At 64.5% G+C, this 20,661-nt stretch carries 18 protein-coding genes; 10 read left to right on the forward strand and 8 right to left on the reverse strand.

Translation table 11 applies throughout. The features are described 5' to 3' along the window. Positions 1-79: 79 nt before the first annotated feature. Both rocF and DT070_RS08180 read right to left on the reverse strand, forming a co-directional pair. A complete protein-coding gene (rocF, locus tag DT070_RS08175) occupies positions 80-994 on the reverse strand; it encodes an arginase (protein WP_122954945.1) in 915 nt (304 codons plus the stop codon). After that, on the reverse strand, positions 994-2,085 hold the full coding sequence (locus DT070_RS08180; RefSeq protein ID WP_122954946.1) for an ornithine cyclodeaminase: 1,092 nt from the start codon (positions 2,083-2,085) through the stop codon (positions 994-996). The genes rocF and DT070_RS08180 overlap by 1 nt, the downstream gene beginning before the upstream one ends. Positions 2,086-2,225: 140 nt before the next feature. Here DT070_RS08180 and DT070_RS08185 point away from each other — a divergent pair, with 140 nt between their 5' ends. The 7 genes from DT070_RS08185 (at position 2,226) to gshB (ending at position 11,488) form a co-directional block, all read left to right on the forward strand. Further along, positions 2,226-2,648: an Lrp/AsnC family transcriptional regulator gene (locus tag DT070_RS08185; RefSeq protein WP_122954947.1), complete on the forward strand. Its 423-nt coding sequence runs from the start codon at positions 2,226-2,228 to the stop codon at positions 2,646-2,648. Positions 2,649-2,666: 18 nt separating this feature from the next. Then, positions 2,667-3,764 carry a DNA polymerase III subunit delta gene (gene holA / locus DT070_RS08190; protein ID WP_122954948.1) on the forward strand — a complete coding sequence of 366 codons (1,098 nt, stop codon included), beginning with the start codon at positions 2,667-2,669 and terminating at the stop codon, positions 3,762-3,764. A gap of 112 nt (positions 3,765-3,876) precedes the next feature. Further along, the gene (locus DT070_RS08195; protein WP_228778641.1) at positions 3,877-5,130 is read left to right on the forward strand and encodes a glutamate-5-semialdehyde dehydrogenase; all 1,254 of its coding nucleotides are present in this window, start codon (positions 3,877-3,879) and stop codon (positions 5,128-5,130) included. 418 nt (positions 5,131-5,548) lie between these two features. Further along, complete coding sequence (gene gshA, locus DT070_RS08200) at positions 5,549-6,844, forward strand: glutamate--cysteine ligase (protein ID WP_122954950.1); 1,296 nt, start codon at positions 5,549-5,551, stop codon at positions 6,842-6,844. Between the two features lie 410 nt (positions 6,845-7,254). After that, positions 7,255-9,123, forward strand: a complete 1,869-nt coding sequence (locus DT070_RS08205) for a potassium transporter Kup (RefSeq protein ID WP_122954951.1) — start codon at positions 7,255-7,257, stop codon at positions 9,121-9,123. 149 nt (positions 9,124-9,272) lie between these two features. Continuing rightward, a complete protein-coding gene (locus DT070_RS08210; protein ID WP_228778542.1) occupies positions 9,273-10,535 on the forward strand; it encodes a benzoate/H(+) symporter BenE family transporter in 1,263 nt (420 codons plus the stop codon). Further along, positions 10,532-11,488: a glutathione synthase gene (gshB, locus tag DT070_RS08215; protein ID WP_122954952.1), complete on the forward strand. Its 957-nt coding sequence runs from the start codon at positions 10,532-10,534 to the stop codon at positions 11,486-11,488. The genes DT070_RS08210 and gshB overlap by 4 nt, the downstream gene beginning before the upstream one ends. 91 nt (positions 11,489-11,579) lie before the next feature. On the opposite strand, the gene DT070_RS08220 is transcribed toward gshB, so the two are convergent. Genes DT070_RS08220 through DT070_RS08230 form a run of 3 tightly spaced genes read right to left on the reverse strand, consistent with a single transcriptional unit; the run spans position 11,580 to position 14,072 of the window. Further along, positions 11,580-12,374, reverse strand: coding sequence for a class II glutamine amidotransferase (locus tag DT070_RS08220; RefSeq protein WP_122954953.1), 795 nt, complete (start codon positions 12,372-12,374; stop codon positions 11,580-11,582). A gap of 1 nt (position 12,375) precedes the next feature. Next, on the reverse strand, positions 12,376-13,863 hold the full coding sequence (locus DT070_RS08225; RefSeq protein WP_122954954.1) for an MFS transporter: 1,488 nt from the start codon (positions 13,861-13,863) through the stop codon (positions 12,376-12,378). A gap of 17 nt (positions 13,864-13,880) precedes the next feature. Next, a complete protein-coding gene (locus tag DT070_RS08230; protein WP_122954955.1) occupies positions 13,881-14,072 on the reverse strand; it encodes a 4-oxalocrotonate tautomerase in 192 nt (63 codons plus the stop codon). Positions 14,073-14,285: 213 nt separating this feature from the next. Between DT070_RS08230 and DT070_RS08235 the strand changes: the two genes are divergently transcribed. Together DT070_RS08235 and DT070_RS08240 are read left to right on the forward strand one after the other, a co-directional pair. Further along, on the forward strand, positions 14,286-15,689 hold the full coding sequence (locus DT070_RS08235) for a putative zinc-binding metallopeptidase (RefSeq protein ID WP_122954956.1): 1,404 nt from the start codon (positions 14,286-14,288) through the stop codon (positions 15,687-15,689). Between the two features lie 155 nt (positions 15,690-15,844). Next, positions 15,845-16,180 (forward strand): hypothetical protein, encoded by a 336-nt coding sequence (locus DT070_RS08240; protein WP_122954957.1) that lies wholly within the window; start codon positions 15,845-15,847, stop codon positions 16,178-16,180. A gap of 17 nt (positions 16,181-16,197) precedes the next feature. Here the strand turns inward: DT070_RS08240 and DT070_RS08245 are convergent, their stop codons facing one another. The 3 genes from DT070_RS08245 to DT070_RS08255 form a co-directional block, all read right to left on the reverse strand. Further along, positions 16,198-16,476 (reverse strand): hypothetical protein, encoded by a 279-nt coding sequence (locus DT070_RS08245; protein WP_122954958.1) that lies wholly within the window; start codon positions 16,474-16,476, stop codon positions 16,198-16,200. 11 nt (positions 16,477-16,487) lie between these two features. Continuing rightward, entirely contained in the window at positions 16,488-16,925 is a 438-nt protein-coding gene (locus tag DT070_RS08250; protein WP_122954959.1) for an OsmC family protein, read from the reverse strand. Positions 16,926-17,127: 202 nt separating this feature from the next. Beyond that, positions 17,128-19,746, reverse strand: a complete 2,619-nt coding sequence (locus tag DT070_RS08255; RefSeq protein WP_122954960.1) for a DUF1631 family protein — start codon at positions 19,744-19,746, stop codon at positions 17,128-17,130. 360 nt (positions 19,747-20,106) lie between these two features. On the opposite strand from DT070_RS08255, the gene DT070_RS08260 reads away from it, so the two are divergent. Further along, positions 20,107-20,634, forward strand: a complete 528-nt coding sequence (locus DT070_RS08260) for a hypothetical protein (protein ID WP_153976251.1) — start codon at positions 20,107-20,109, stop codon at positions 20,632-20,634. Positions 20,635-20,661 lie beyond the last annotated feature (27 nt).

Genomic DNA, 20,661 nt, shown 5'->3' on the forward strand with positions numbered 1-20,661 from the left:
CTATTGGTATCTAGCTATCGTTTTGATAGTAAACAGGGTTTGACCGATTCAAACCCTCAAGCCGTCAAGCCGTCAGGCCTCAAGCCCGCATCAGCGTGCTCTTGCCGAACAGGCTCTCAATCAAATCCACCGCCACTTCCGCCGTGCCGTTGCGCACATCCAGCGCGGGGTTGAGTTCCATCACATCGAGTGAGCCCAGGAGGCCGGTGTCGGCAATCATCTCCATGCACAGTTGTGCCTCGCGGTAAGTGGGGCCGCCCTTGATCGCCGTGTCCACGCCGGGCGCGATGGACGGATCCAGGAAATCCACGTCAAAGCTCACGTGCAGGTGCGTGTTGGCGTCCATGCCTGAGAGCGCTTTTTCCATGGTGTGGCGCATGCCCATTTCGTCGATGTAGCGCATGTCGAAGACCTCCAGGCCTTCTTGCCGCACAAAACGTTTTTCGCCTTCGTCCACGCTGCGGATGCCGATTTGCCGTATCGCTTTAGGGCTCATCGCGGGCACCTGGCCGCCGATGCCAGTGAGTTCGGCCGGGCCGTGGCCGCACAGCACGGCCACGGGCATGCCGTGCACATTGCCGGTGGGTGTGAGCGTGTTGGTGTTGAAATCGGTGTGCGCGTCCAGCCAGAGCACGCGCAGGGTTTTGCCGGTGTCACGGCAGTGGCGCGCCACCGCGCTGATCGAGCCGATCCCCAGGCAGTGGTCACCGCCCAGCAGAATGGGCATGTGGCCGGCCGCCAGGCTCTGGTACATCGCCTCGTGCACCGACTTGTTCCAGGCGACCACCTCATCCAGGTGCCGGTAGCCTTCGTCGGGCGGCAGCCAGGGGTTGGTGGGGCCGGCCAGGTTGCCGGTGTCGACCACCTGCAGCCCGCGGCCGTGCAGCGCCTCGCGGATGCCGGCCACGCGCAGGGCTTCGGGGCCCATGGAGGCGCCGCGGCTGCCCGCGCCGATGTCGGTAGGGGCGCCAATCAGGGCGACAGTGTTGGTCATCAAGGTGCCATTTCAGGGAGGGGGGACATGCGGGAAGCCCTGGCGGCCGGGGTGGCGGCAGCGGGTGCGAGGAGGCCGAACAGGTTCTTCGGGTTGTCCAGGTGCGGCACCAGGTCGATCTGGCGGCGGTTGGCCTCGTCGGCCAGCTGCAGCTTGTGCAAATAGCGCAGGGCCGAATAGTCTTCCAGCGCGAAACCGACCGAATCAAAAATCGTGACTTCTGCGGGCGATGCGCGCCCTTGGGCCGTGCCCTTGAGCACGTCGGCAAATTCGGCCACCTTGAAGTCTTCGGGCATTTGCTGAATCTCACCTTCGATGCGCGACTGCGGCTCAAACTCGACCACCACGCGCGCATCCTGGCGCAGCAGGATGTCGGCGTGCAACTCCGTCTTGCCGGGGCAGTCGCCGCCGACGGCGTTCAGGTGCATGCCGGGCCGGATCATCTCCGGCGTGAGGATGACGGCATTGCGTTTGTCGGCGGTGATGGTGGTCACGATGTCGGCTCCTTGCACGGCTTCAGCCGCGGACTGGCAAATCGTCACGCTCAGGCCCTGCAGCCCCATGGCATGCAGGTTACGGGCCAGTTTATCGCTGGCGGCCGCGTCGATGTCAAACAGGCGCATCTCGCGTATGCCCAGCATGTGGTGAAAGGCGATCGCCTGGAATTCGCTTTGCGCGCCGTTGCCGATGATGGCCATCACACGGCTGCCGGGGCGCGCCATCCATTTCGCGGCCAGCGCCGACATGGCGGCCGTGCGCAGCGCGGTGGTGATGGTGAGCTCGGACAGCAGCAGAGGGTAGCCGGTGTCTACATCGGCCAGCACGCCGAAGGCGGTGACCGTCAGCAAACCCAGCTCGGTGTTCTTCGGGTGGCCGTTGACGTACTTGAAGGAGTACTGGTGGCCGTCGCTGGTGGGCATAAGTTCGATCACGCCGTCGGGCGAATGGATGGCGTGGCGCGCCGACTTGTCAAAGTCGTTCCAGCGCCGGTAGTCGTGCTCGATCTCGCCGGCCAGGCCTTCGATAAAGGCGGCCGCGCCGCGTTGGCGCACGATTTTCTGAATGCTCTCAATGCCAATGTAGTCAACCATGATGGGGCTCCCGGGGTCTGATGTTGATTTCCATTGTCTGCAGGCGGCGCGCTAAAGAAAAGACAGTAAGTTGATCAAATTCATGTATTGTTTGAGCAAATAGCCAGCCTGAATTAGCGTTTCGCCAATAAAATGGGCGCATGGACGACACCGACCGCCAATTGCTTTCCCTGCTGCGGGACGACGCCCGGGCCTCGGTCGCCTCCATCGCCAAGGTCTTGCGCGTCTCGCGCGGCACGGTGCAAAACCGCCTGGCCAGGCTGGAGGCCGACGGCACCATCACCGGCTACACCGTGCGCCTCAAACCCCAGGCCGAGGGCCACCGCATCCGGGCCTTTATGACGGTGGCCGTCGAAGGCAACCGCACCGACGCCGTGCTGGCCGCCCTGCGCGGCGACCCGGCCGTGAGCGCCCTGCACACCACCAACGGCCGCTGGGACATGGTGGCCGAGCTGCAGGCCGACAGCCTGGAAGCCTTTGACCGCGTGCTGAGCCGCGTCCGCCTGCTGGAAGGCATTGCCAATACCGAGACCAGTTTGCTGCTGTCGACTACCAAACTCTGAGCTACTAAACTCCCCCTCATGAATCTGGCCCCCGCCCAACTCCAGGAACACCTTAAGCGCGGTTTAAAAAGCCTGTACACCCTGCACGGCGACGAGCCCCTGCTGGTGCAGGAGTTTGCGGACGCGCTGCGCGCCGCGGCGCGCGAGCAGGGCTACACCGAACGCACGGTGCACACCGTGGCCGGCGCGCATTTCGACTGGAGCGAGGTGCTGGCCAGCGGCGGTTCGCTCAGCCTGTTTGCCGACAAACAAATCGTCGAGATCCGCATCCCCAGCGGCAAGCCCGGCAAGGACGGCTCCGTCGCGCTGCAGCAGATTGCCGAGCGCGCACAAGGCGACGACTCCACCCTCACATTGGTCATGCTGCCGCGCCTGGACAGCATGACGGCCAAAGGCGCGTGGTTCGGCGCGCTTGAGAGCTTCGGCGTCACCGTCAAGTTCGACCCCATAGACCGCCGCAGCCTGCCGCAGTGGATTGCCCAGCGCCTGCAGCAGCAGGGCCAGCGCGTGGCCGCCGGTGAAGAAGGCCAGCGCACGCTGCAGTTTTTTGCCGACCGGGTCGAGGGCAACCTCTTGGCCGCGCACCAGGAAATCCAGAAGCTGGGCCTGCTGTACCAGGCGCAGTCATCTACCGGGGGCAGCAGCGACGGCATCCTCACATTCGACCAGGTCGAAAACGCCGTGCTCAATGTGGCGCGTTATGACGTCTTCAAGCTCTCTGAAGCCGTGCTGGGCGGCCAGTCGGTGCGCGTGGCGCGCATGCTCGACGGCCTGCAGTCCGAAGGCGAGTCCGAAGTGCTGGTGCACTGGGCGCTGGCCGAAGACATCCGCAGCATGAAGCGCGTCAAAGATGCGATCAGTGCAGGCCGACCCATGCCCATGGCGCTGCGCGAAAACCGCGTGTGGGGCATCAAAGAGAAATTGTTCGAACGCGTGCTGCCCCAAATCGGCGACACCACCCTGGCCAACCTCTTGCACGCCGCCCACAAGGTCGACGGCATCGTCAAGGGCCTGAAGCAACCCGACTGGCCGGCTGACGGCTGGCAGGCGCTACACCGGCTGGCGGGCATGGTGTGTGAGCAGTGCGCTGCTCCCAGTCGCACCCGGCAGGCTTAGCCCCGAACGCACTGGGCCCGCGTCAGAAGCCTAAAATGGTGCGATGAACGCGCCTGACTCCCACAAAGCCCTTTCGTCCTCCAGCGACCTCGCCAGCGATGTCCCTCGGCTGATGGAGCAACTCGGATCCAAGGCAAAAGTGGCTTCAGCCCAGTTGGCGCGTGCACCAACTGCTATCAAAAACAGAGCATTGCTGAATCTGGCGGCCCTGCTGCGCCAGAACCTGGCGGCGCTGGAAACCGCCAACCAGCGCGACATTGAGCGCGCTACGGCCTCAGGCCTGGCTGGGCCGATGCTGGACCGCCTCAAGCTCACCCCCAAAATCATTGAAACCGTGGCCGTTGGCTGCGAGCAATTGGCCGTGATGCCCGACGTGATCGGCGACATCATCGGCATGAAAGAGCAGCCCAGCGGCATTCGCGTGGGGCAAATGCGTGTGCCCATCGGCGTGTTCGGCATGATTTACGAGAGCCGGCCCAACGTGACGATTGAAGCCGCGTCGCTGGCGATCAAGAGCGGCAACGCTTGCATCCTGCGCGGCGGCTCCGAAGCAATTGAGTCGAACAAGGCGCTGGCCGCGTTGGTGCAGCAAGCCCTGGTGGGCGCCGGCCTGCCTGCCGACGCCGTGCAACTGGTGCCGACGACTGACCGCGAAGCCGTGGGCCACCTGATCGCCATGCCGCAGTATGTGGACGTGATCATTCCGCGCGGCGGCAAAGGCCTGATCGAGCGCATCAGCCGCGATGCCAAGGTGCCGGTCATCAAGCACCTGGACGGCAACTGCCATGTGTATGTCGACGACCCTTGCGACATCGAGATGGCGGTGAAAGTGGCCGACAACGCCAAAACGCAGAAATACAGCCCCTGCAATGCCAGCGAAGGTTTGCTGGTGGCGCGCGGGGTGGCGGCGCAGTTTCTGCCAAAAATCGGCGCGATCTACGCCGCCAAGGGCGTGGAAATGCGCTGCGACGCCGAATCGCAAGCCATCCTGGCGGCCGTCAAAGGCGCCAACCTCAAGGCCGCGACCGAGCAGGACTGGTACGAGGAATACCTGGCGCCCATCATCAGCATCAAGGTGGTGGCCGGCATTGACGAAGCAATCGCCCACATCAACCAGTATTCCAGCCACCACACCGACGCCATCCTCACGCGCGACCACATCAACGCCCAGCGATTTTTGCGCGAGGTGGATTCGGCCAGCGTCATGGTGAATGCGAGCACCCGCTTCGCTGACGGCTTCGAGTTTGGGCTGGGCGCCGAAATCGGCATCAGCACGGACAAATTCCACGCACGCGGGCCGGTCGGCATTGAGGGGCTGACGTCCCTTAAATATGTGGTGCTGGGGCAGGGCGAAGTGCGCTCCTGAAGGCATGCCGAGCTGAGAAGCCGGCCCACGGATTTTTGGATGACCTACGTGGGCGTTACCCCTTGTAACCCCAGTATCTTGTCCCAATATCCCCAAGGGTGTATCCGCCACTCAAAGGGCACGCGAAAGGGGGCTATGCGGCTCAGGGCAAGGCGCCGTGAGTGCCGTGTAGCCTGCTACACAAACGAGCGGCAACGCAGCACTGGGGCGCATAGCCCCCTTTCCCTTCGGGTTGGCCCCAGAGGGGGTGTCTGCTTTGTCGCACGGCTTGCCAATAGGCATACTATTGGCGGCGCCGCGCTTCGCGCATCCATCCCCCTCTGGGGCCAACGCGTACCCTTTGAGTGGGGGATACACCCTAGAATTCGGTCAGATATAACCGAAGCAAATAACAGATTCCCTCATCGAAAGTGGCCGAATGGTTCCGCACCTCATCACCGCCCTGAACGGCCCCATCAACGAACTCGAACAACGCGTCCTGGACTCCACACCGGCGATTGAGCGCTGGTTCCGGCTGGAGTGGATGGAGCACACGCCGCCTTTTTACAGCTCGGTCGACATCCGCAACGCCGGCTTCAAGCTGGCGCCCGTCGATACCAACCTCTACCCCGGCGGCTGGAACAACCTGACGCCCGAGATGCTGCCGCTGGCGGTGCAGGCCGCCATGGCCGCGATTGAAAAGATCTGCCCCGAGGCGCGCAACCTGCTGGTCGTGCCCGAGAACCACACGCGCAACAGCTTTTACCTGTCGAATGTGCTGCAGCTCAAGCGCATCTTTCACCAGGCCGGCCTCAATGTGCGCTTCGGCTCGCTCAGCTCCGACATCAAGGAGCCGACCACGCTGAACCTGCCGACCGGCGAGACCATCACCATCGAGCCGCTGATCCGCACCGACCGGCGCCTGGGGCTCAAAGACTTCGACCCCTGCACCATCCTGCTGAACAACGACCTGTCGGCCGGCATCCCCGGCATCCTGGAAGACATCAACGAGCAATACCTGCTGCCGCCGCTGCACGCGGGCTGGTCGGTGCGCCGCAAGTCGCACCACTTCAAGGCCTATGAAGAAATCTCCAAGCGCTTCGGCAAGCTGCTGGGCATTGACCCGTGGCTCATCAACCCGATGTTTGCGCAGTGCGGCGAAGTCAACTTTGCCGAGAACACCGGCATGGAATGCCTGACGACGAATGTCGATGCGCTGCTGACCAAGATCAAGCGCAAGTACAAGGAATACGGCATCAACGAAAAGCCGTTTGTCGTCGTCAAGGCCGACAACGGCACCTACGGCATGGGCATCATGACGGTGCGCGACGTCAAAGACCTGGACGTCCTGAACCGCAAGACCAAAAACAAGATGAGCACGACCAAAGACGGCCAGGCGCTGTCGGAAGTGATCATCCAGGAAGGCGTGCTGACCAACGAACGCGTGAACGACGCGGTGGCCGAGCCCGTGGTCTACATGATGGACCGCTATGTGGTGGGCGGCTTTTACCGCGTGCATGCCGAGCGCGGTGTGGACGAAAACCTCAACGCGCCCGGCGCCAGCTTTGTGCCGCTGGCCTTTGCCGACAGCGGCCGCCTGCCGCAGCCCGGCGAAAAGCCCGGCTCCAGCAGCCCCAACCGCTTCTATATGTATGGCGTGATCGCCCGGCTGGCGATGCTGGCGGCGAGCTACGAGCTGGAAGCGACCGACCCGGACGCCGAGGTGTACGACTAAGGTTTGGCACACCCCTATCGTTCTCACTTCGCTGCGCTGCGTGTAGTGCCTTTTCCCCTTGCAGGGGACGCCGCATGGCATCCGGCAAAGCCGGCCTGCCTGCGGCCCCTGGAAAGCGGGGGAGCGGATTGTGAGTCTTTTAGGCCTCCAGCCCAGGCAGGCCTTGGGTAAGCAGCTATTAAAAGAATAGCGCCGAAAAATCCGCCGGTCCTCGCTGGTTTTTCCTCGCCTCCCGGCCGGTTTTGTTACAAGTTGTTGCGGTGCAACAAAAACCGCTTTTGTTGGAATTAGGGAAGCCCTCCGACTTGCAAGCCCGCCCCCCGGGCGCAAAATAGCGTTCCCAAAGGTAACCATTCCCGCCGCTGTTGGCCCGCTACGAGGGGGGCCAAACGCAAAGACGGGAAGTTTTTGTGTCCAGTAAAAAATCATCACTCGCGGCGCTCACGCTGAGCGCCATCGGTGTCGTCTATGGCGACATCGGAACCAGCGTCCTGTATGCCGTCAAGGAAGTCTTCGGTTCCGGGCACGTACCTTTTACCCCCGACAACGTCTACGGCATCCTGTCCATCTTCTTCTGGACGCTGACCGTCATCGTTTCCATCAAGTATGTGGCGCTGGTGCTGCGGGCCGACAACAACGGCGAGGGCGGCCTGATCGCCATGCTGGCGCTGGCGTCCAACGCGGTCAAGGACAAGCCCCAGCTGCGCAAAACCCTGCTGGTCGTCGGCATCTTTGGCACCTCGCTTTTCTACGGCGACGGCGTCATCACACCCGCCATCTCGGTGCTGTCGGCGGTAGAGGGCCTGGAAGTCGTCTCGCCGGCCTTCAAGCAAGGCGTGATCCCCATCACGCTGGTGATTTTGTTTGCGCTGTTCGCGGTGCAAAAGCACGGCACGGCCGGCATCGGCAAGTTCTTCGGGCCGATCACGCTGATCTGGTTCGGCGTGCTGGCGCTGCTGGGCATCTCACAAATCGTGACGCACCCCGAAATCCTGGTGGCGCTCAGCCCGCACTACGCGGTGATGTTCATGTGGAACAACCCGGGCACCACCTTCATCATCCTGGGCGCCGTGGTGCTGTGCGTGACCGGCGCCGAAGCGCTCTACGCCGACCTCGGCCACTTCGGCAAGAAGCCGATCCGCCTGGCCTGGTTCTCGGTCGTCATGCCCTCGTTGGTGCTCAATTACTTCGGCCAGGGTGCTTTGCTCATCGGCAACCCCGCCGCCGTGAAAAACCCGTTCTACCTGATGGCGCCTGAGTGGGCGCTGCTGCCGCTGGTGTGCCTGGCCACCCTGGCCACGGTAATCGCGTCGCAGGCGCTGATCACCGGCGCCTTCAGCGTGACCAAGCAGGCCATCCAGATGGGCTATTTGCCGCGCCTCAATATCCAGCACACCAGCGTGCGCGACACCGGCCAGATCTACATGCCGTTTGTCAACTGGGGCCTCTTCATCACCATCGTGCTGGCGGTGCTGATGTTCCGCTCGTCGAGCAACCTGGCGGCGGCCTACGGCATCGCGGTGTGCACCGACATGCTGATCACCACCATCCTGACTTTCTACGTGATCCGCTACGGCTGGAAGTACCCGCTGGGCCTGTGCATCGCGGCCACCGGTGTGTTCTTTGTGGTCGACTTCGCCTTCTTTGCCTCCAACCTGATGAAGCTGTTTGCCGGCGGCTGGTTCCCGCTGCTGATCGGCGGCGCCGTCTTCACGCTGATGATCACCTGGAAGGAAGGCCGCTACCTGCTCAACGAAAAGCTGCGCGCCGACGCCATCGACCTGCCCAGCTTTCTCGACGCCGTTTTTGTCAGCCCGCCCGCGCGGGTCGAAGGCACGGCGGTGTTTTTGACGGCCGAGCCCGGCAGCGTGCCGAACGCACTCTTGCACAACCTCAAGCACAACAAGGTGCTGCACGCGCAAAACCTTTTCGTGACGGTGCGCAACCACGAGGTCCCCTGGATCGGCATGAACAAGCGCCTCGAAATCGAATCGCTGGGCCACGACTGCTGGCAGGTCAATGTGCACTACGGCTTCAAGAACGACCTGGATTTGCCGAAAGCACTGCAGCAGATCAAGGGCCGCGGCTGCGAGCTGGAGTCCATGACCACCAGCTATTTCCTCTCCCGCGATACGGTGATCCCGACCATCGGCAGCGGCATGGCACCGTGGCGCGAAAAGCTCTTCGCGCAGATGCACCACAACGCCAGCGGCGCGGCTGACTTCCTGAATTTGCCGAATAACTCGGTGGTCGAGTTGGGTAGCAAGATCGAGATTTGAGGCAGGCAGCTCCCCGCAAAAAGCACAGCTGGAGCACCACCAGGCTTCGATACCACAGCCCGAACGGGTAAGAGGAAATGGGAGCGTGACCAGGCCGGGAGCCGTAACCCAAAACAGCACCCAACCGGCAACCCTGCCAGAATCCCGGGATGCAATTTTTCAAAGACCTCAACCTCGCCGCCTTCACGGCCGGCTTCGTCGCAGTCCTTGTCGGTTTCACCAGCTCCGTCGCCATCGTCTTCCAGGCGGCGCTTGCTTTCAACGCGACGCCGGCCGAGATCGCCTCATGGATGTGGGCCCTGGGTATCGGCATGGGGCTGTGTTCGCTGGTGCCTTCGCTGTGGCTGAAAAAGCCGGTGATGGTGGCCTGGTCCACGCCGGGGGCGGCGGTGCTGGCGACTGCGGGGATGGCCGGCGGGTTTTCGATGGGGGAGGCGGTGGCGGCTTTTATGGTGAGCGCCGCGCTGATCACCTTGTTCGGCATGACGGGCTGGTTTGAAAAAGTCATGAACCGCATCCCGGTGGCGATTGCCTCCGCCTTGCTCGCCGGCGTGCTGGCGCGCTTCGGCATCCAGGCTTTTGCGGCGGCGCAAACGGCGTTGCCGCTGGTGCTCCTGATGCTGGCGATCTACCTGCTGGGCAAGCGCCTGATGCCGCGTTACGCCGTGGTGCTCACCTTGCTGGGTGCTATTATTTTTGTAGCGGCCCGCGGGCAACTGGCCTGGTCTGGGGTCAGTTTTTCTTTTGCCGTGCCGGTGTTTGTGGCGCCCCAGTTCACGCTGGCGGCGATTGTCAGCCTGGCCATTCCGCTGTTTGTGGTGACCATGGCGTCGCAAAACCTGCCGGGCGTGGCGGCCATCCATGCCGCGGGCTATGGCCCTGATTCGCCTGGCGGCGGCATCCCGGTGTCCAAAATCATCACGCTCAGCGGCCTGGCCACGTTGGCGCTGGCGCCCTTCGGTGCGTTCGCGCTCAACCTCAGCGCCATCACGGCGGCCATCTGCATGGGCAAGGAGGCGCATGAGGACCCGGCCAAACGCTACACCGCGGCGGTCTCCTGCGGCGCGATCTACATCGTCATCGGCATCTTCGGCGCGGCCATCACCGGCGTGCTCACGGCCTTTCCGAAAGAGCTGGTCGTGGCGATCGCCGGGCTGGCCCTGCTGGGCACCATCGGCAGCGGCCTGGCGGCGGCGGTGAAGGACGAGTCGCACCGCGAGGCGGCGCTTATCACCTTTCTTGTCACCTTGTCGGGCGTGGTAATAGCCGGTGTGGGCTCGGCCTTTTGGGGTGTGGTCGCGGGCGCGATCGCGCTCTTTGTACAACAATACGGGCAGCAACGCCGCCTTTCGCCGCACGAGCAGCCGCTCGCCAGGCCCGCACCCCCTCCAGGAAGCCCTCCCAAGCCATGAACATTCTTTTTGTCGCCGACCCGCTTGAGTCCTTCAAGATCTACAAGGAAACCACCTTCGCGATGATGCGCGAAGCGCAACGGCGCGGGCACCGCATCAGCGCGTGTCAGCCGAAAGACATGAGCTGGCAAACCGGCGCCAAAGTCACGGCGCAGGTGCGCCACATCACGCTGACGGGCGACCCGGTGACATGGTTCACGGCCGACGCCGCCCGCCCGGATGCACGTGAGGCCATCGCCGGCTTCGATGCCGTCGTGATGCGCAAGGACCCGCCCTTTGACAGCGAGTACTTCTACAGCACGCACCTGCTGCAGCAGGCCGAGCGCGAAGGCGCCAAAGTCTTCAACAAACCGGCCGCGCTGCGCGATCACCCGGAAAAGCTCGCCATCCTTGAATTTGCGCAGTTCAGCGGCCCGACGCTGGTCACGCGCAGCGCGGCCGACATCAAGCGCTTTCACGCCGAACACAGGGACATCATCCTCAAGCCGCTGGACGGCATGGGCGGCATGGGCATTTTCCGCGTGAAGGAAGATGGCCTGAACCTGGGCAGCATCACCGAGACGCTGAACAAAAACGGCGCCGAGAGCGTGATGGTGCAGCGGTTTTTGCCCGAGATCGCCAAGGGCGACAAGCGCGTGCTGGTGATAGGCGGCAAGCCCGTGCCTTTCAGCCTGGCGCGCATTCCGCAAGGCAGCGAGGTGCGCGGCAACCTGGCGGCGGGCGGGCTGGGCGTGGCGCAGCCGCTGTCAAAGCGCGACCTTGAAATTGCCGAGGCGCTGGGCCCGGTGCTGGCCGCGCGCGGCCTGCTGCTGGCCGGCATCGACGTCATCGGCGACTACGTGACCGAGATCAACGTCACCAGCCCGACCTGCTTCCAGGAAATCCACGAGCAGGCCGGCTTTGATGTGGCGGCCATGTTCACCGATGCGCTGGAGGCGGCGCTCGGCGGGTAACCTGAAATTTCAACAAAAAAGGCTTGCAGCCCATATATATCAAGGGCTTTCAGCTCCTGAATTAATAGCATTCAAGAGCGGGTAGCCCGGCCTAGGCGGCCGCGAGCGCACCGTCTTCAAACACCTTGAGCTCGCCCGGCGCAAAGGCCGTCCAGGCTTCGTTGGTGGTCAATGGCGCCGTCACCACCACGGCGACGCGGTCGGTCGGCTTGGTGTGCTCGGCAAAGTTCACGCTCACGTCTTCGTCGCTGAGCGTGGCGTGCGCAAAAGGGTGTTTGCGCTCCACGTAATACAGGTTGGTGGACGCATGCGCCCACAGCGCCTGGCCGTTGCTGAGCAAAAAGTTGAAAGTACCGTGCGTGGCGATGTGCGCGGCCAGCTCGCGCAGCGTGATGCTCAACTCCTTCACGCTGGGCACGCCCGCATGCGACTTGGCCATCTCCTGCATGATCCAGCAAAAGGCGCGCTCGCTGTCGGTGGTGCCCACAGGCCTGAAGCTGCCGTGCAAGCGCGGTGAAAAATCCTTCAGGTCGCCGTTGTGCGCAAACACCCAGTAGCGGCCCCACAGCTCGCGCACAAAGGGGTGGCAGTTTTCCAGCGCGACCCGGCCCTGCGTGGCCTTGCGGATGTGCGAGATGACGTTGCGGCTTTTGATCGGGTAGCGGCTGATCAGCTCGGCCACCGGCGAGCTGCAGGCCGGCTGGTGGTCGACAAAATGGCGCAAGCCTTTGTCGCTGGCGCCGGCCACGCTATCGTCGCCTTCAAAAAACGCGATGCCCCAACCGTCGGCATGGTGGTCGGTGTGGCCGCCGCGCTGCGCAAAGCCGCGAAAGCTGAAGGTCACATCCGTGGGGGCATTGCAGTTCATGCCTAGGAGTTGGCACATGTCAGTCTGTTTCCTGCTTGTCGTTGTGTGGGTTGCCGGGCGCGGCGGGAACGGGCACGCGAAGCTGCCACGCCGCCACCATGGCCAGCACGCACAGCGCGGCCAGCATCAGGAAGGCTTCGTTGAAAGCCGCCAGCCGCGCCGGGCTGCTGGTGGCGTTGGCCAGTGAGTCGCCATGCGCGGCCAGCCGCCATTCCAGCACGATGCCGCACAGGCTCACGCCGATGGCGCCGCCCAGCATGCGCAAAAAATTGATGGCGCTTGCGCCTTGCGACAGCAAATGTTCATGCAGCGGCCGCAGTGAGCCGAGGTTGAGCGAAGGCAGGATAAAACCCAGCCCGATGCGGCCCAGCGTGGCCCACATCACCAGCAGCCACAGGCCCGAGGCCAGGCTCACCGTGAGCATCAGCGCGAACGACGCCGCCAGCAGGGCCAGGCCGATGCTGACGAGCAGCCAGGTCGGGTGTTTGTCCGCCAGCCGGCCCACACCGGCAATCGTGGCCGCCAGCACCAGGCCCGCGGGCAACAGGATGGTGCCGACATGCGAGGCGGAAAGATTCAGGCCCAGCTGCAGGTACACCGGCAAGAGGTAGGTAGAACCAAATAACGCCGTGCCGTAGATAAACGCCACGATGCTGCCCATGGCAAAGGGCCGGTAGCCGAAGAGCGCCAGGTTCATCAGCGGCGCGCCACCCGTAGCGGCCAGGCGGCGCTGCCACCAGACAAAAGCCGCCAGCGCCGCCAGTGCCGCGCCCAGCAGGGCGAAGGAATGTGCGCGCCCTGCGCCATGCAGCTCGACCATGCCGTTGAGCAGGCACAGCGTGCCCACCGCGCCCAGCAGCAGGCCGCGCCAGTCGATCATGGCGCCCTGGCGGTTCGCCGCCACGCCGCCCGGTGCGGTGTCGGGCACATAGCGGTAAGCCATCCACAGCGACACCAGGCACAGCGGCACCACCATGAAAAAAATCGAACGCCAGCCGAACAGGTCGACCAGGATGCCGCCCACGCTGGGGCCCAGTGCCGGCGCCAGCACCACGCCCATGCCGAAGAGGCCGCTGGCGCGCCCCTGCTCGTGCGGCCCGAAGGCCCGCATGATGATGATCGCGGGAATCGGCTGCACCACGCCGGCCGCCAGGCCCTCGGCCACACGCGCGCCCAGCACCAGGCCGAAGCTGTTGGCCAGGCCGCCGACGATGCCGCCGGCCATCAGCAGCAGCATGGTGCCCACATAGGTGCGGCGGTAGCCGTAGCGCGACAGCAGCCAGGGCGTGGTCAGCATGGACACCGTCATGGCCACCATGAAGCCCGAGCTCACCCATTGGGCGCGCTCCTGCCCCAGCGTGAAGTGGTGGCTCATGTCGGGGATCGCCACGTTCACGATGGTCGACGACATGATGGACGCCATCGTGCCGATCATCACGGCGAGCAGCAGCAGCCAGCGGTAACGCGGGCCGTGGCGTGCCTGGAGGCCGGCGAGGGAGGCGGACATGGCCCGGGCGTGCGGGCTCAGTCTCTCGGCTCGGACCAGAGCTTGCCGCCGGTGGCCCAGTTCTCGCGCTTGATGTCGGTGATCAGGATGTCCACCGATTCGGCCTGACCGCCGAGGATTTCAACGCTCACGCGGGTGATGGCCTCCACCAGCTTTTTCTTCTGCTCGATGGTGCGGCCTTCCATCATTTCGACGTGGTAAGTGGGCATGGTTTCCTCTGGGGTGTTGGGGTTGAAGGGGGGTTGAAGGGGGATTGAAGGGGTTTGGCTACACCCGATGATAAAAGCAAGCGGCCTGCAGTGTTTTGTCGGCCTGCACTGACAGCATGACAGGTGTTGCAGCCGGGCCTGGCGGGGCCTTGCCGGCGCTATCCTGTAGCCTTTGGTGTGCCGTGCAGGCCACCATTCATCCGGGCACGCCACTTGTTTTTCACCACACCCTCCAGGTCCACGGACCAACCCCTGCCTTTGCTGGCCGGCCGCAACTACCGTTGCCACTGCGGGCAGCCCGTCTTTTTCCGCAACAGCAAATGCCTGGCCTGCGGCACGCCGCTGGGGTATGACTGCGAGCGCGGCCTGCTGCTGCCGCTGATGCCGGGGCCGCAGGAGGGCACCTGGCAGGAATGGGAAGCCGAGAGTGCACCGGCCGCCGCGCCGCCTGACGACGCCGTGCCGCCGCCGCTGGAAAACATTCCCGGCCAGGAGTCGGCCGCCAACCTTGCGCCTGCCGCACCGGCCCAGGCCGCAGAGCCGGCGCAACACCCCGATGGCGGCGAGCCGCTGTACAAGCGCTGCCTCAACCTCTCAACCCCCGCGTCCTGCAACTGGCTGGTGCCGGTGGCAGACCCGGCCGACATGTGCCGCGCCTGCCGCCTCAACCGCACCATTCCGGACCTGACCGACCCCGCCCAGCCCGACAACGGCTACCTGTGGGGGCTGGTCGAGCTGGCCAAGCGGCGCCTGGTGTCCTCGCTCATACTGCTCGGGCTGCCGGTGGCGTCCCGCATGAGTGAAGACACCCAGCGCGGCCTGATGTTCGATTTTTTGCGCTCGCCGCTGAACGGCCCGCACATCATGACGGGCCACAACACCGGCCTGATCACGCTCAATGTCGACGAAGCCGACGACGCCAAACGCGAGGCGGTGCGCAAGGCCATGCGCGAGCCCTACCGCACGCTGCTCGGGCACTTCCGCCATGAAGTCGGCCACTACTACTGGGACCGCCTGCTGGCCGGCACGCCCTGGATGGACGGCTTTCACGCACTCTTCGGCGACGAAACCCTGGACTACAAGGCCAGCCTGCAGCGCAATTACGACGAAGGCCCGCCCGCCGACTGGCCGCTGCATTACGTCAGCGCCTACGCCAGCACCCACCCCTGGGAAGACTGGGCCGAATGCTGGGCGCACTACCTGCACATGCGCGATGCGATCGACACCGCCCTGAGCTTCGGCCTGAGCGTGGACCACTTCGACCTGGAGTTCACGCCCTTCACGATAGACGCGCTGTACCAGCCGGAGCACCCCGAGGCCGAGCAGTTCCTGACCTTCCTCAACCACTGGACGCGGCTGACGACCATGCTCAACGAGATGTCGCGCAGCATGGGTCAGCCCGATTTTTATCCCTTTATCCTGCCGACAGAGACGGTCGCCAAGCTGCATTTCATTCATCTGGTGGTGACCTCGCGCAGCTGGCTGCAAGAGCCTATGCAGGCGCCGATGCAGGCACCGGCGCAAAGCCCGGCAGAAGATGTGGGCGCGAATGATGAGCCTGCGCTGCAACCGTTGCAGCCGCTGCAACCCGTGCAGCAATCGCAGCAACAAAGCTAGCGCGGATTCTTAAGCCAAAAGTGGCTAAAGCCCAATCGGCACCTTGATAGTTGGCTATCTTTTTGATAGCAAAGGCGTGGAACAGGTTTGCGTTAAAGTCGGCTCACGTCCACCCTTTACGCCACCCTTACGCCGCCCTTTACGCCTTTGCACCCATGCCCGCCAGACCTAAAGGCCACCACTACAGCGTCTATGTGATCGAGCTCGGGCCCGAGGTCTGGGACGTGGCGCGCTTTCGCCGCGCCAACCCCGACTACCAGCTGGGCAAACCGTTTGTCTATGTGGGCATGACGGGGCTGGACCCGGATGTGCGGTTTGACAAACACAAGGCCGGCATCCAGTCCAACCGTTTCGCGCGTGATTTCGGCGTGCGCCTTTTGCCGCGGCTCTACGAGATGTACAACCCCATGCCTTACGACGCCGCGCGCGACATGGAGGTGGAACTGGGCATAGGCCTGCGCGAAGCGGGTTACGGCGTCTGGCAGGCCTGAGCCGTTCTAGGTAGCTGTCATTCCAGCGCGCTCACGCTCACACCGTGCTGCCCGGAAAACGCCTGGAGGATCTTCGCGATCTCTGCGTCCTGTAGCGTGGTGACCAGCTCGACGATCTTGTTGCCGGCGCCCTTGTGGCTGTCGCTGACCGCTACGGTTGCGGAAGGATCGCCGGCAGCAAACACTTTTTGCAGTGACGGGCCCAGTGAGGCCATCACGCCGTCAGGCCCGGACTGCGCCGGGCTTGAGGCGGCGGTGTACTGCACTTCAAAAGAGAAATTGGTTTTAACGTTCATGCCGGGCCCTGTTATTTCAGCAGCGTGGCTGTCAGGGTGATCTCCGGCACGCTGGCCAGCGCTTTCGACAGCGGGCAGCCTTTCTTGGCGCCTTCGGCAATTTCCTGGAACTTCGCCTCGTCGATACCGGGCACTTTGGCCTCCAGCGTCAGGGCGATGCGGTCGATCAGAAAGCCGTCGCCCTGCGGCACCAGGCGCACGCTTGCGCGCGTGTCGACCTTTTCGGTGGCAAAGCCGGCCTTGTCGCAGGCAAAAGAAAACGCCATGGTGAAGCAGGCCGCATGAGCGGCGCCCAGCAACTCTTCCGGGTTGGTGCCGCTGCGGTCGTCTTCAAAGCGGCTGCCGAAGCCGTAAGGGTAGGCCTTGAGGGCGGCGGTCTCGGTGCTGATCTGGCCCTGGCCTTTTTTACCCTGGCCTTCCCAATGAACGGAGGCGGATTTTTCAGTCATGGATGTCTTTCGGCTGTTGGTGTTTGAAGAGGGCGCGCCCCGGCCATCGCAATGCAAACCGGCGAATGCCGTGAACGAAAGGCTTGGGGAGGACGCTGGAAACAACCAGTGTGCGCGCCGACGCGTCGGCAAGGCGTCAGACAGTGCCGCGAGCGGCGGTTTGGCGCTTCCTACAGCGCCGCACGAGCGCACGCCCGGGGGCTTACGCGGTTTCCGGCTCGGCGTGTTGGGCCGGCGCGGTTTGCGCGGCCGCTTCCGAGGCCACCACGTCCAGCGCCTGTGCAACCACGCCGTGGCTGTCCACCGGGCGGAGCAGGCGCTCGCGGATCAGGCGTTCGCAGCTGCGTTTGGTCATCGAATGCGGCTGGCCGCCGTGGCTTACGAACATGAACAGCGTGCCGCGGGTGCTGGCCCAGATCAGCTGGGCGCGCAGCCAGCGGCGGCGTGAATACAAATCGACCCAGTGGCCGGAGCGCAGGTTGAGCAGCAGGCGCTCGGCATCGCTCTGGGCCATGGCCGGCGGGGCGCTGGCCGTGGCTTGCTGCTCGGCGAGCAGCTCGGCATGCGAGGAGTCGAGCTCCTGCCCGCCGCTGTCTGTGGCCTCTTTGGCCTCCGCGGCTTTTTGGGCAGCGGGCTTTTCGTGTTCTTCTTCCAGCGGCGCCAGGTCGCCGGGCGCTGTCGGCAGCGTGTCTTCAAAGCCGGCGGCGTCCAGCTCCTCGCGCGCCAGCCAGGGGTGGGCGGCGGCCTTGGCGCGGCGCTGCTCGGGCGTGGCCGGCAGGGCCTCGGGCGTGGACGACAGATCGTCCGGCTCCAGCGGCATCGCACCGGACTCTTCCGCGTCGCGCCGGCTTTTGAGGCGGCGCAGCTTGAGCACCGGCCGGTGCAGCTTCATCAGGCCTTCAAAGAAAGGCTCGCTCTCGCGCGGGTCCTGGCCCAGCAGCTCCAGGCCTTCGTGCAGCTTGGACAAAAGTCCCGGGATCATCTCGATGAGCTTGGCCGGGCGCTTGAGCGTCACCTCACGCTTGACGCTCCACAGCAGGTCGGGCACCACCGAGCCGAAGCCCATCGGGTCAATCTGGTTGCGCGTGTCGGCCAGTTTGGCGTGCGCCATGGCCAGCGCCCAGGGGCCGAACAGGAAGTCCAGCACCAGGCCGGGCACCTGCTCCAGGTCGGAGCGCGTGCTCAGTTCAAAAGCAATCTGGTCGGCCTGCGTCTGGCGCTCTTCGGCAAAGCGCAGGGCCTGCAGCACATTGCTGCGGTTTTGGGACTCTTGCTGGTCCTGCTCGTCCCAGCCGTATTCGAGCGAGGCCAGCACCATGCCGAAAGGCTGCGCGTCCTCAATCGTCAGGCCGTTCAGCTCATTGAAGGCGCGTGTGACAGGCTCAAAAAAGGCCAGGAATTCGGGGCTGAACTCGTCGTTGTACTTGAAGCTGCGCTGCGCCACCCGCTCCATGACGCGGCGCCCGGCATGGCCTTCGTCGCTGAAGAAGCGCGGGTCCACCATCGCCAGGCGCAGCAGCGAAGGCTCCAGCGCCACGATGGCTTCGCGCACCGGCACCAGGAGGCGCGGGTCTTGCGCCACCTGGTTGACCAGCTTGCGCACCACTTCCAGCCCCAGCACCTGGCCGACCTGCTGGGCTTCTTTCTTGAGCTGGGTGCGGATGATCGCGCGCTCGCGCGGCTGCGCATACGAGCCCCACACCTCGGCGTCGAGGTGGCTGCGTTCGTTGACCAGGCGCTGCGGCCGGTCCACGGCCGGCATGCCTTCGTAGTCAGACAGGTAGCCGGGGCGCGACTCGGCCAGCGGGGCGGAGCCGGAATCCGGCGCTTCCCGCAGGGCGGTCAGCTCTTTCTCGACGGTCTGGTAATAAGAAGGCGCAAGGCCGTGGTGCGCGTTGCCACCGCCATGGAACAGGAAGTCCTGGAACAGCTCGTCCCGGATTTCGTAATTGGACAGGTCGGCGTATTGCGGCGCCGGGGCGGCGTTGCCCTCGCCAAAGCCGCCTTCACCGCCAGGCCCGTCAAAGCCCGTGCCGCCACCGCCGCCGTTGCCGCTACCCGTGCCCATGGCGGCAGCGCTTGAGCCGTTGCCGCCCTGGCCGCGCCGGCGCCCGGCGCTGGCCGGCGTCTGCAGCACGCGGTAACTGGCGCCCTGCACGTTGGCCAGCTCCAGCTGGTTGATGATGCGTTCGTAGAGCCGTTTGAGCTCGCGCCCCAGCGGCGGCGCCAGGAAGCGGAACCACAGCGCCGCCACCGGCGGCTCGGCATTGCTGGCCGCCACCATCTCGCGCAGTGTTTGCGCAAAGACGTCGGGCCGCAGCGGATTGAGGTCCGGCCTGACGTTGGGCAGGCCTTGCACGCTGCTGATCAGCTTGTTGAGTTCGGCCAGGCTCTGCTCGACCGCCGGCAGCACCAGCTGCAGCAGTCGCGACGACTCGATCGCCTGCGACACGTGGCTGTCGTCGACCAGGGAAAAGCTGGCGTGGGTGAGGGAGGCAAAGGCGCTGGACGATGCGGCCGCCGATGCGGCGATTTGTTCGGGCGAGGCTTCAGGCGTGCGGGCCGCCTGCGCGGCCACGGCCGCGTTGGCCTTGAAGTGGGCCAGCAGGTCGGCGGGGTACTGGGTGGCCCAGGCGGGTTTGTGCTTTTGCAGCTCCCGCCAGGCGGTGGCCATCTCGTCGCGTTCGCTGACCTTGGTGCTTTGGGTTTCCGCTACCTGCAGGCCCGCCACCGCATCTTCTATGCACTGCTCCAGCGCGGCCCGTGCCGCTTTGGCTGCCGCCTGGAGACAGGATTGAAGTACGTCAGGTTGCGAAGCCATCTGGGAGCCAGGTTTTCGGAAAGGAATGAGGGGGTGACTACCCCTGCGGCCGGCGTGCAACCATGGGTGCCGGGCGGAGGGAGGTATCTAGGTTAAAGGTCAACTGTGTCTGCAATGGAATGCTTGCAAAATGTTTCACTTAATTTCGCCTGCATACATATGGTTTGTAGCGCTTTGTGAGGGGCAACTGGCCCTAATCTGCCCTTAAATGCCCCTGAATGCAGGCTTTGGCGGGGCTGTCGGTAAGATTCGCGTTTGTCTCAAAAGGTCGGTTTGGCACAACACTTTTCGGTGTGAAAAATGCCCGGCCATGTTGCGGAGTGTGTTTTGGTGATGTCCCTGCGGCTGTTATTCCGGCGCTTGCCCCGGTCCGTCTGGCTGGCCGGCGCGTGCTGGCTGGGCGCCTGCCCAGCCGCCTGGTCGCAAAGCGTCCTGCAAAACGCCGCCTTGCTCGGCATGAGCCGCGAACAGGTGGCCGCCGCCACGCCGGACGCCCAGCCCGTGCGCGCGCCGCGGCGGCTTTCGTCGGGTGCGCTGGGTTTGCTCCGCGTGCCCGATGCGCTGTGCGAAGGCGCACATTTTGAGCAGACCCTGTTTTTTGCGCAGCACAAGCTCGCCCAGATGGACCTGGTGCTGCTCAACCCGGCCTCCGGCCCAGGGTCGGAAGCCGCCATGGCCCAGGTGCATGAAGCGCTGCTGCAATCCCTGCGCGCCCGCCTTGGCCCCGAACTCGCCGCCTTCGGCACGGCGCCCGGCGCCCCGGCCGACACCGCGTCGTGGGTTGCTGCGGATGCCGACGTGATGCTGTTCCGCTCAGGCCGGGCCGATCACCCCAGCCTGCGGCTCGTCATCAAGCAGCGGCAGCTGGTGGACGCGGGCGAGCTGTAACACTTTGACTCCGGGCCGCGGGTCTTC

Source organism: Polaromonas sp. SP1, from assembly GCF_003711205.1.
Classification (GTDB): Bacteria; Pseudomonadota; Gammaproteobacteria; order Burkholderiales; family Burkholderiaceae_C; genus Polaromonas.

What these genes read in the sequence shown, in the direction of transcription:
- rocF (WP_122954945.1), bottom strand. Translation starts at nt 994, where the DNA reads ATGACCAACACTGTCGCCCTGATTGGCGCCCCTACCGACATCGGCGCG.
- DT070_RS08180 (WP_122954946.1), bottom strand. Translation starts at nt 2,085, where the DNA reads ATGGTTGACTACATTGGCATTGAGAGCATTCAGAAAATCGTGCGCCAA.
- DT070_RS08185 (WP_122954947.1), top strand. Translation starts at nt 2,226, where the DNA reads ATGGACGACACCGACCGCCAATTGCTTTCCCTGCTGCGGGACGACGCC.
- holA (WP_122954948.1), top strand. Translation starts at nt 2,667, where the DNA reads ATGAATCTGGCCCCCGCCCAACTCCAGGAACACCTTAAGCGCGGTTTA.
- DT070_RS08195 (WP_228778641.1), top strand. Translation starts at nt 3,877, where the DNA reads ATGGAGCAACTCGGATCCAAGGCAAAAGTGGCTTCAGCCCAGTTGGCG.
- gshA (WP_122954950.1), top strand. Translation starts at nt 5,549, where the DNA reads ATGGTTCCGCACCTCATCACCGCCCTGAACGGCCCCATCAACGAACTC.
- DT070_RS08210 (WP_228778542.1), top strand. Translation starts at nt 9,273, where the DNA reads ATGCAATTTTTCAAAGACCTCAACCTCGCCGCCTTCACGGCCGGCTTC.
- gshB (WP_122954952.1), top strand. Translation starts at nt 10,532, where the DNA reads ATGAACATTCTTTTTGTCGCCGACCCGCTTGAGTCCTTCAAGATCTAC.
- DT070_RS08220 (WP_122954953.1), bottom strand. Translation starts at nt 12,374, where the DNA reads ATGTGCCAACTCCTAGGCATGAACTGCAATGCCCCCACGGATGTGACC.
- DT070_RS08225 (WP_122954954.1), bottom strand. Translation starts at nt 13,863, where the DNA reads ATGTCCGCCTCCCTCGCCGGCCTCCAGGCACGCCACGGCCCGCGTTAC.
- DT070_RS08230 (WP_122954955.1), bottom strand. Translation starts at nt 14,072, where the DNA reads ATGCCCACTTACCACGTCGAAATGATGGAAGGCCGCACCATCGAGCAG.
- DT070_RS08240 (WP_122954957.1), top strand. Translation starts at nt 15,845, where the DNA reads ATGCCCGCCAGACCTAAAGGCCACCACTACAGCGTCTATGTGATCGAG.
- DT070_RS08245 (WP_122954958.1), bottom strand. Translation starts at nt 16,476, where the DNA reads ATGAACGTTAAAACCAATTTCTCTTTTGAAGTGCAGTACACCGCCGCC.
- DT070_RS08250 (WP_122954959.1), bottom strand. Translation starts at nt 16,925, where the DNA reads ATGACTGAAAAATCCGCCTCCGTTCATTGGGAAGGCCAGGGTAAAAAA.
- DT070_RS08255 (WP_122954960.1), bottom strand. Translation starts at nt 19,746, where the DNA reads ATGGCTTCGCAACCTGACGTACTTCAATCCTGTCTCCAGGCGGCAGCC.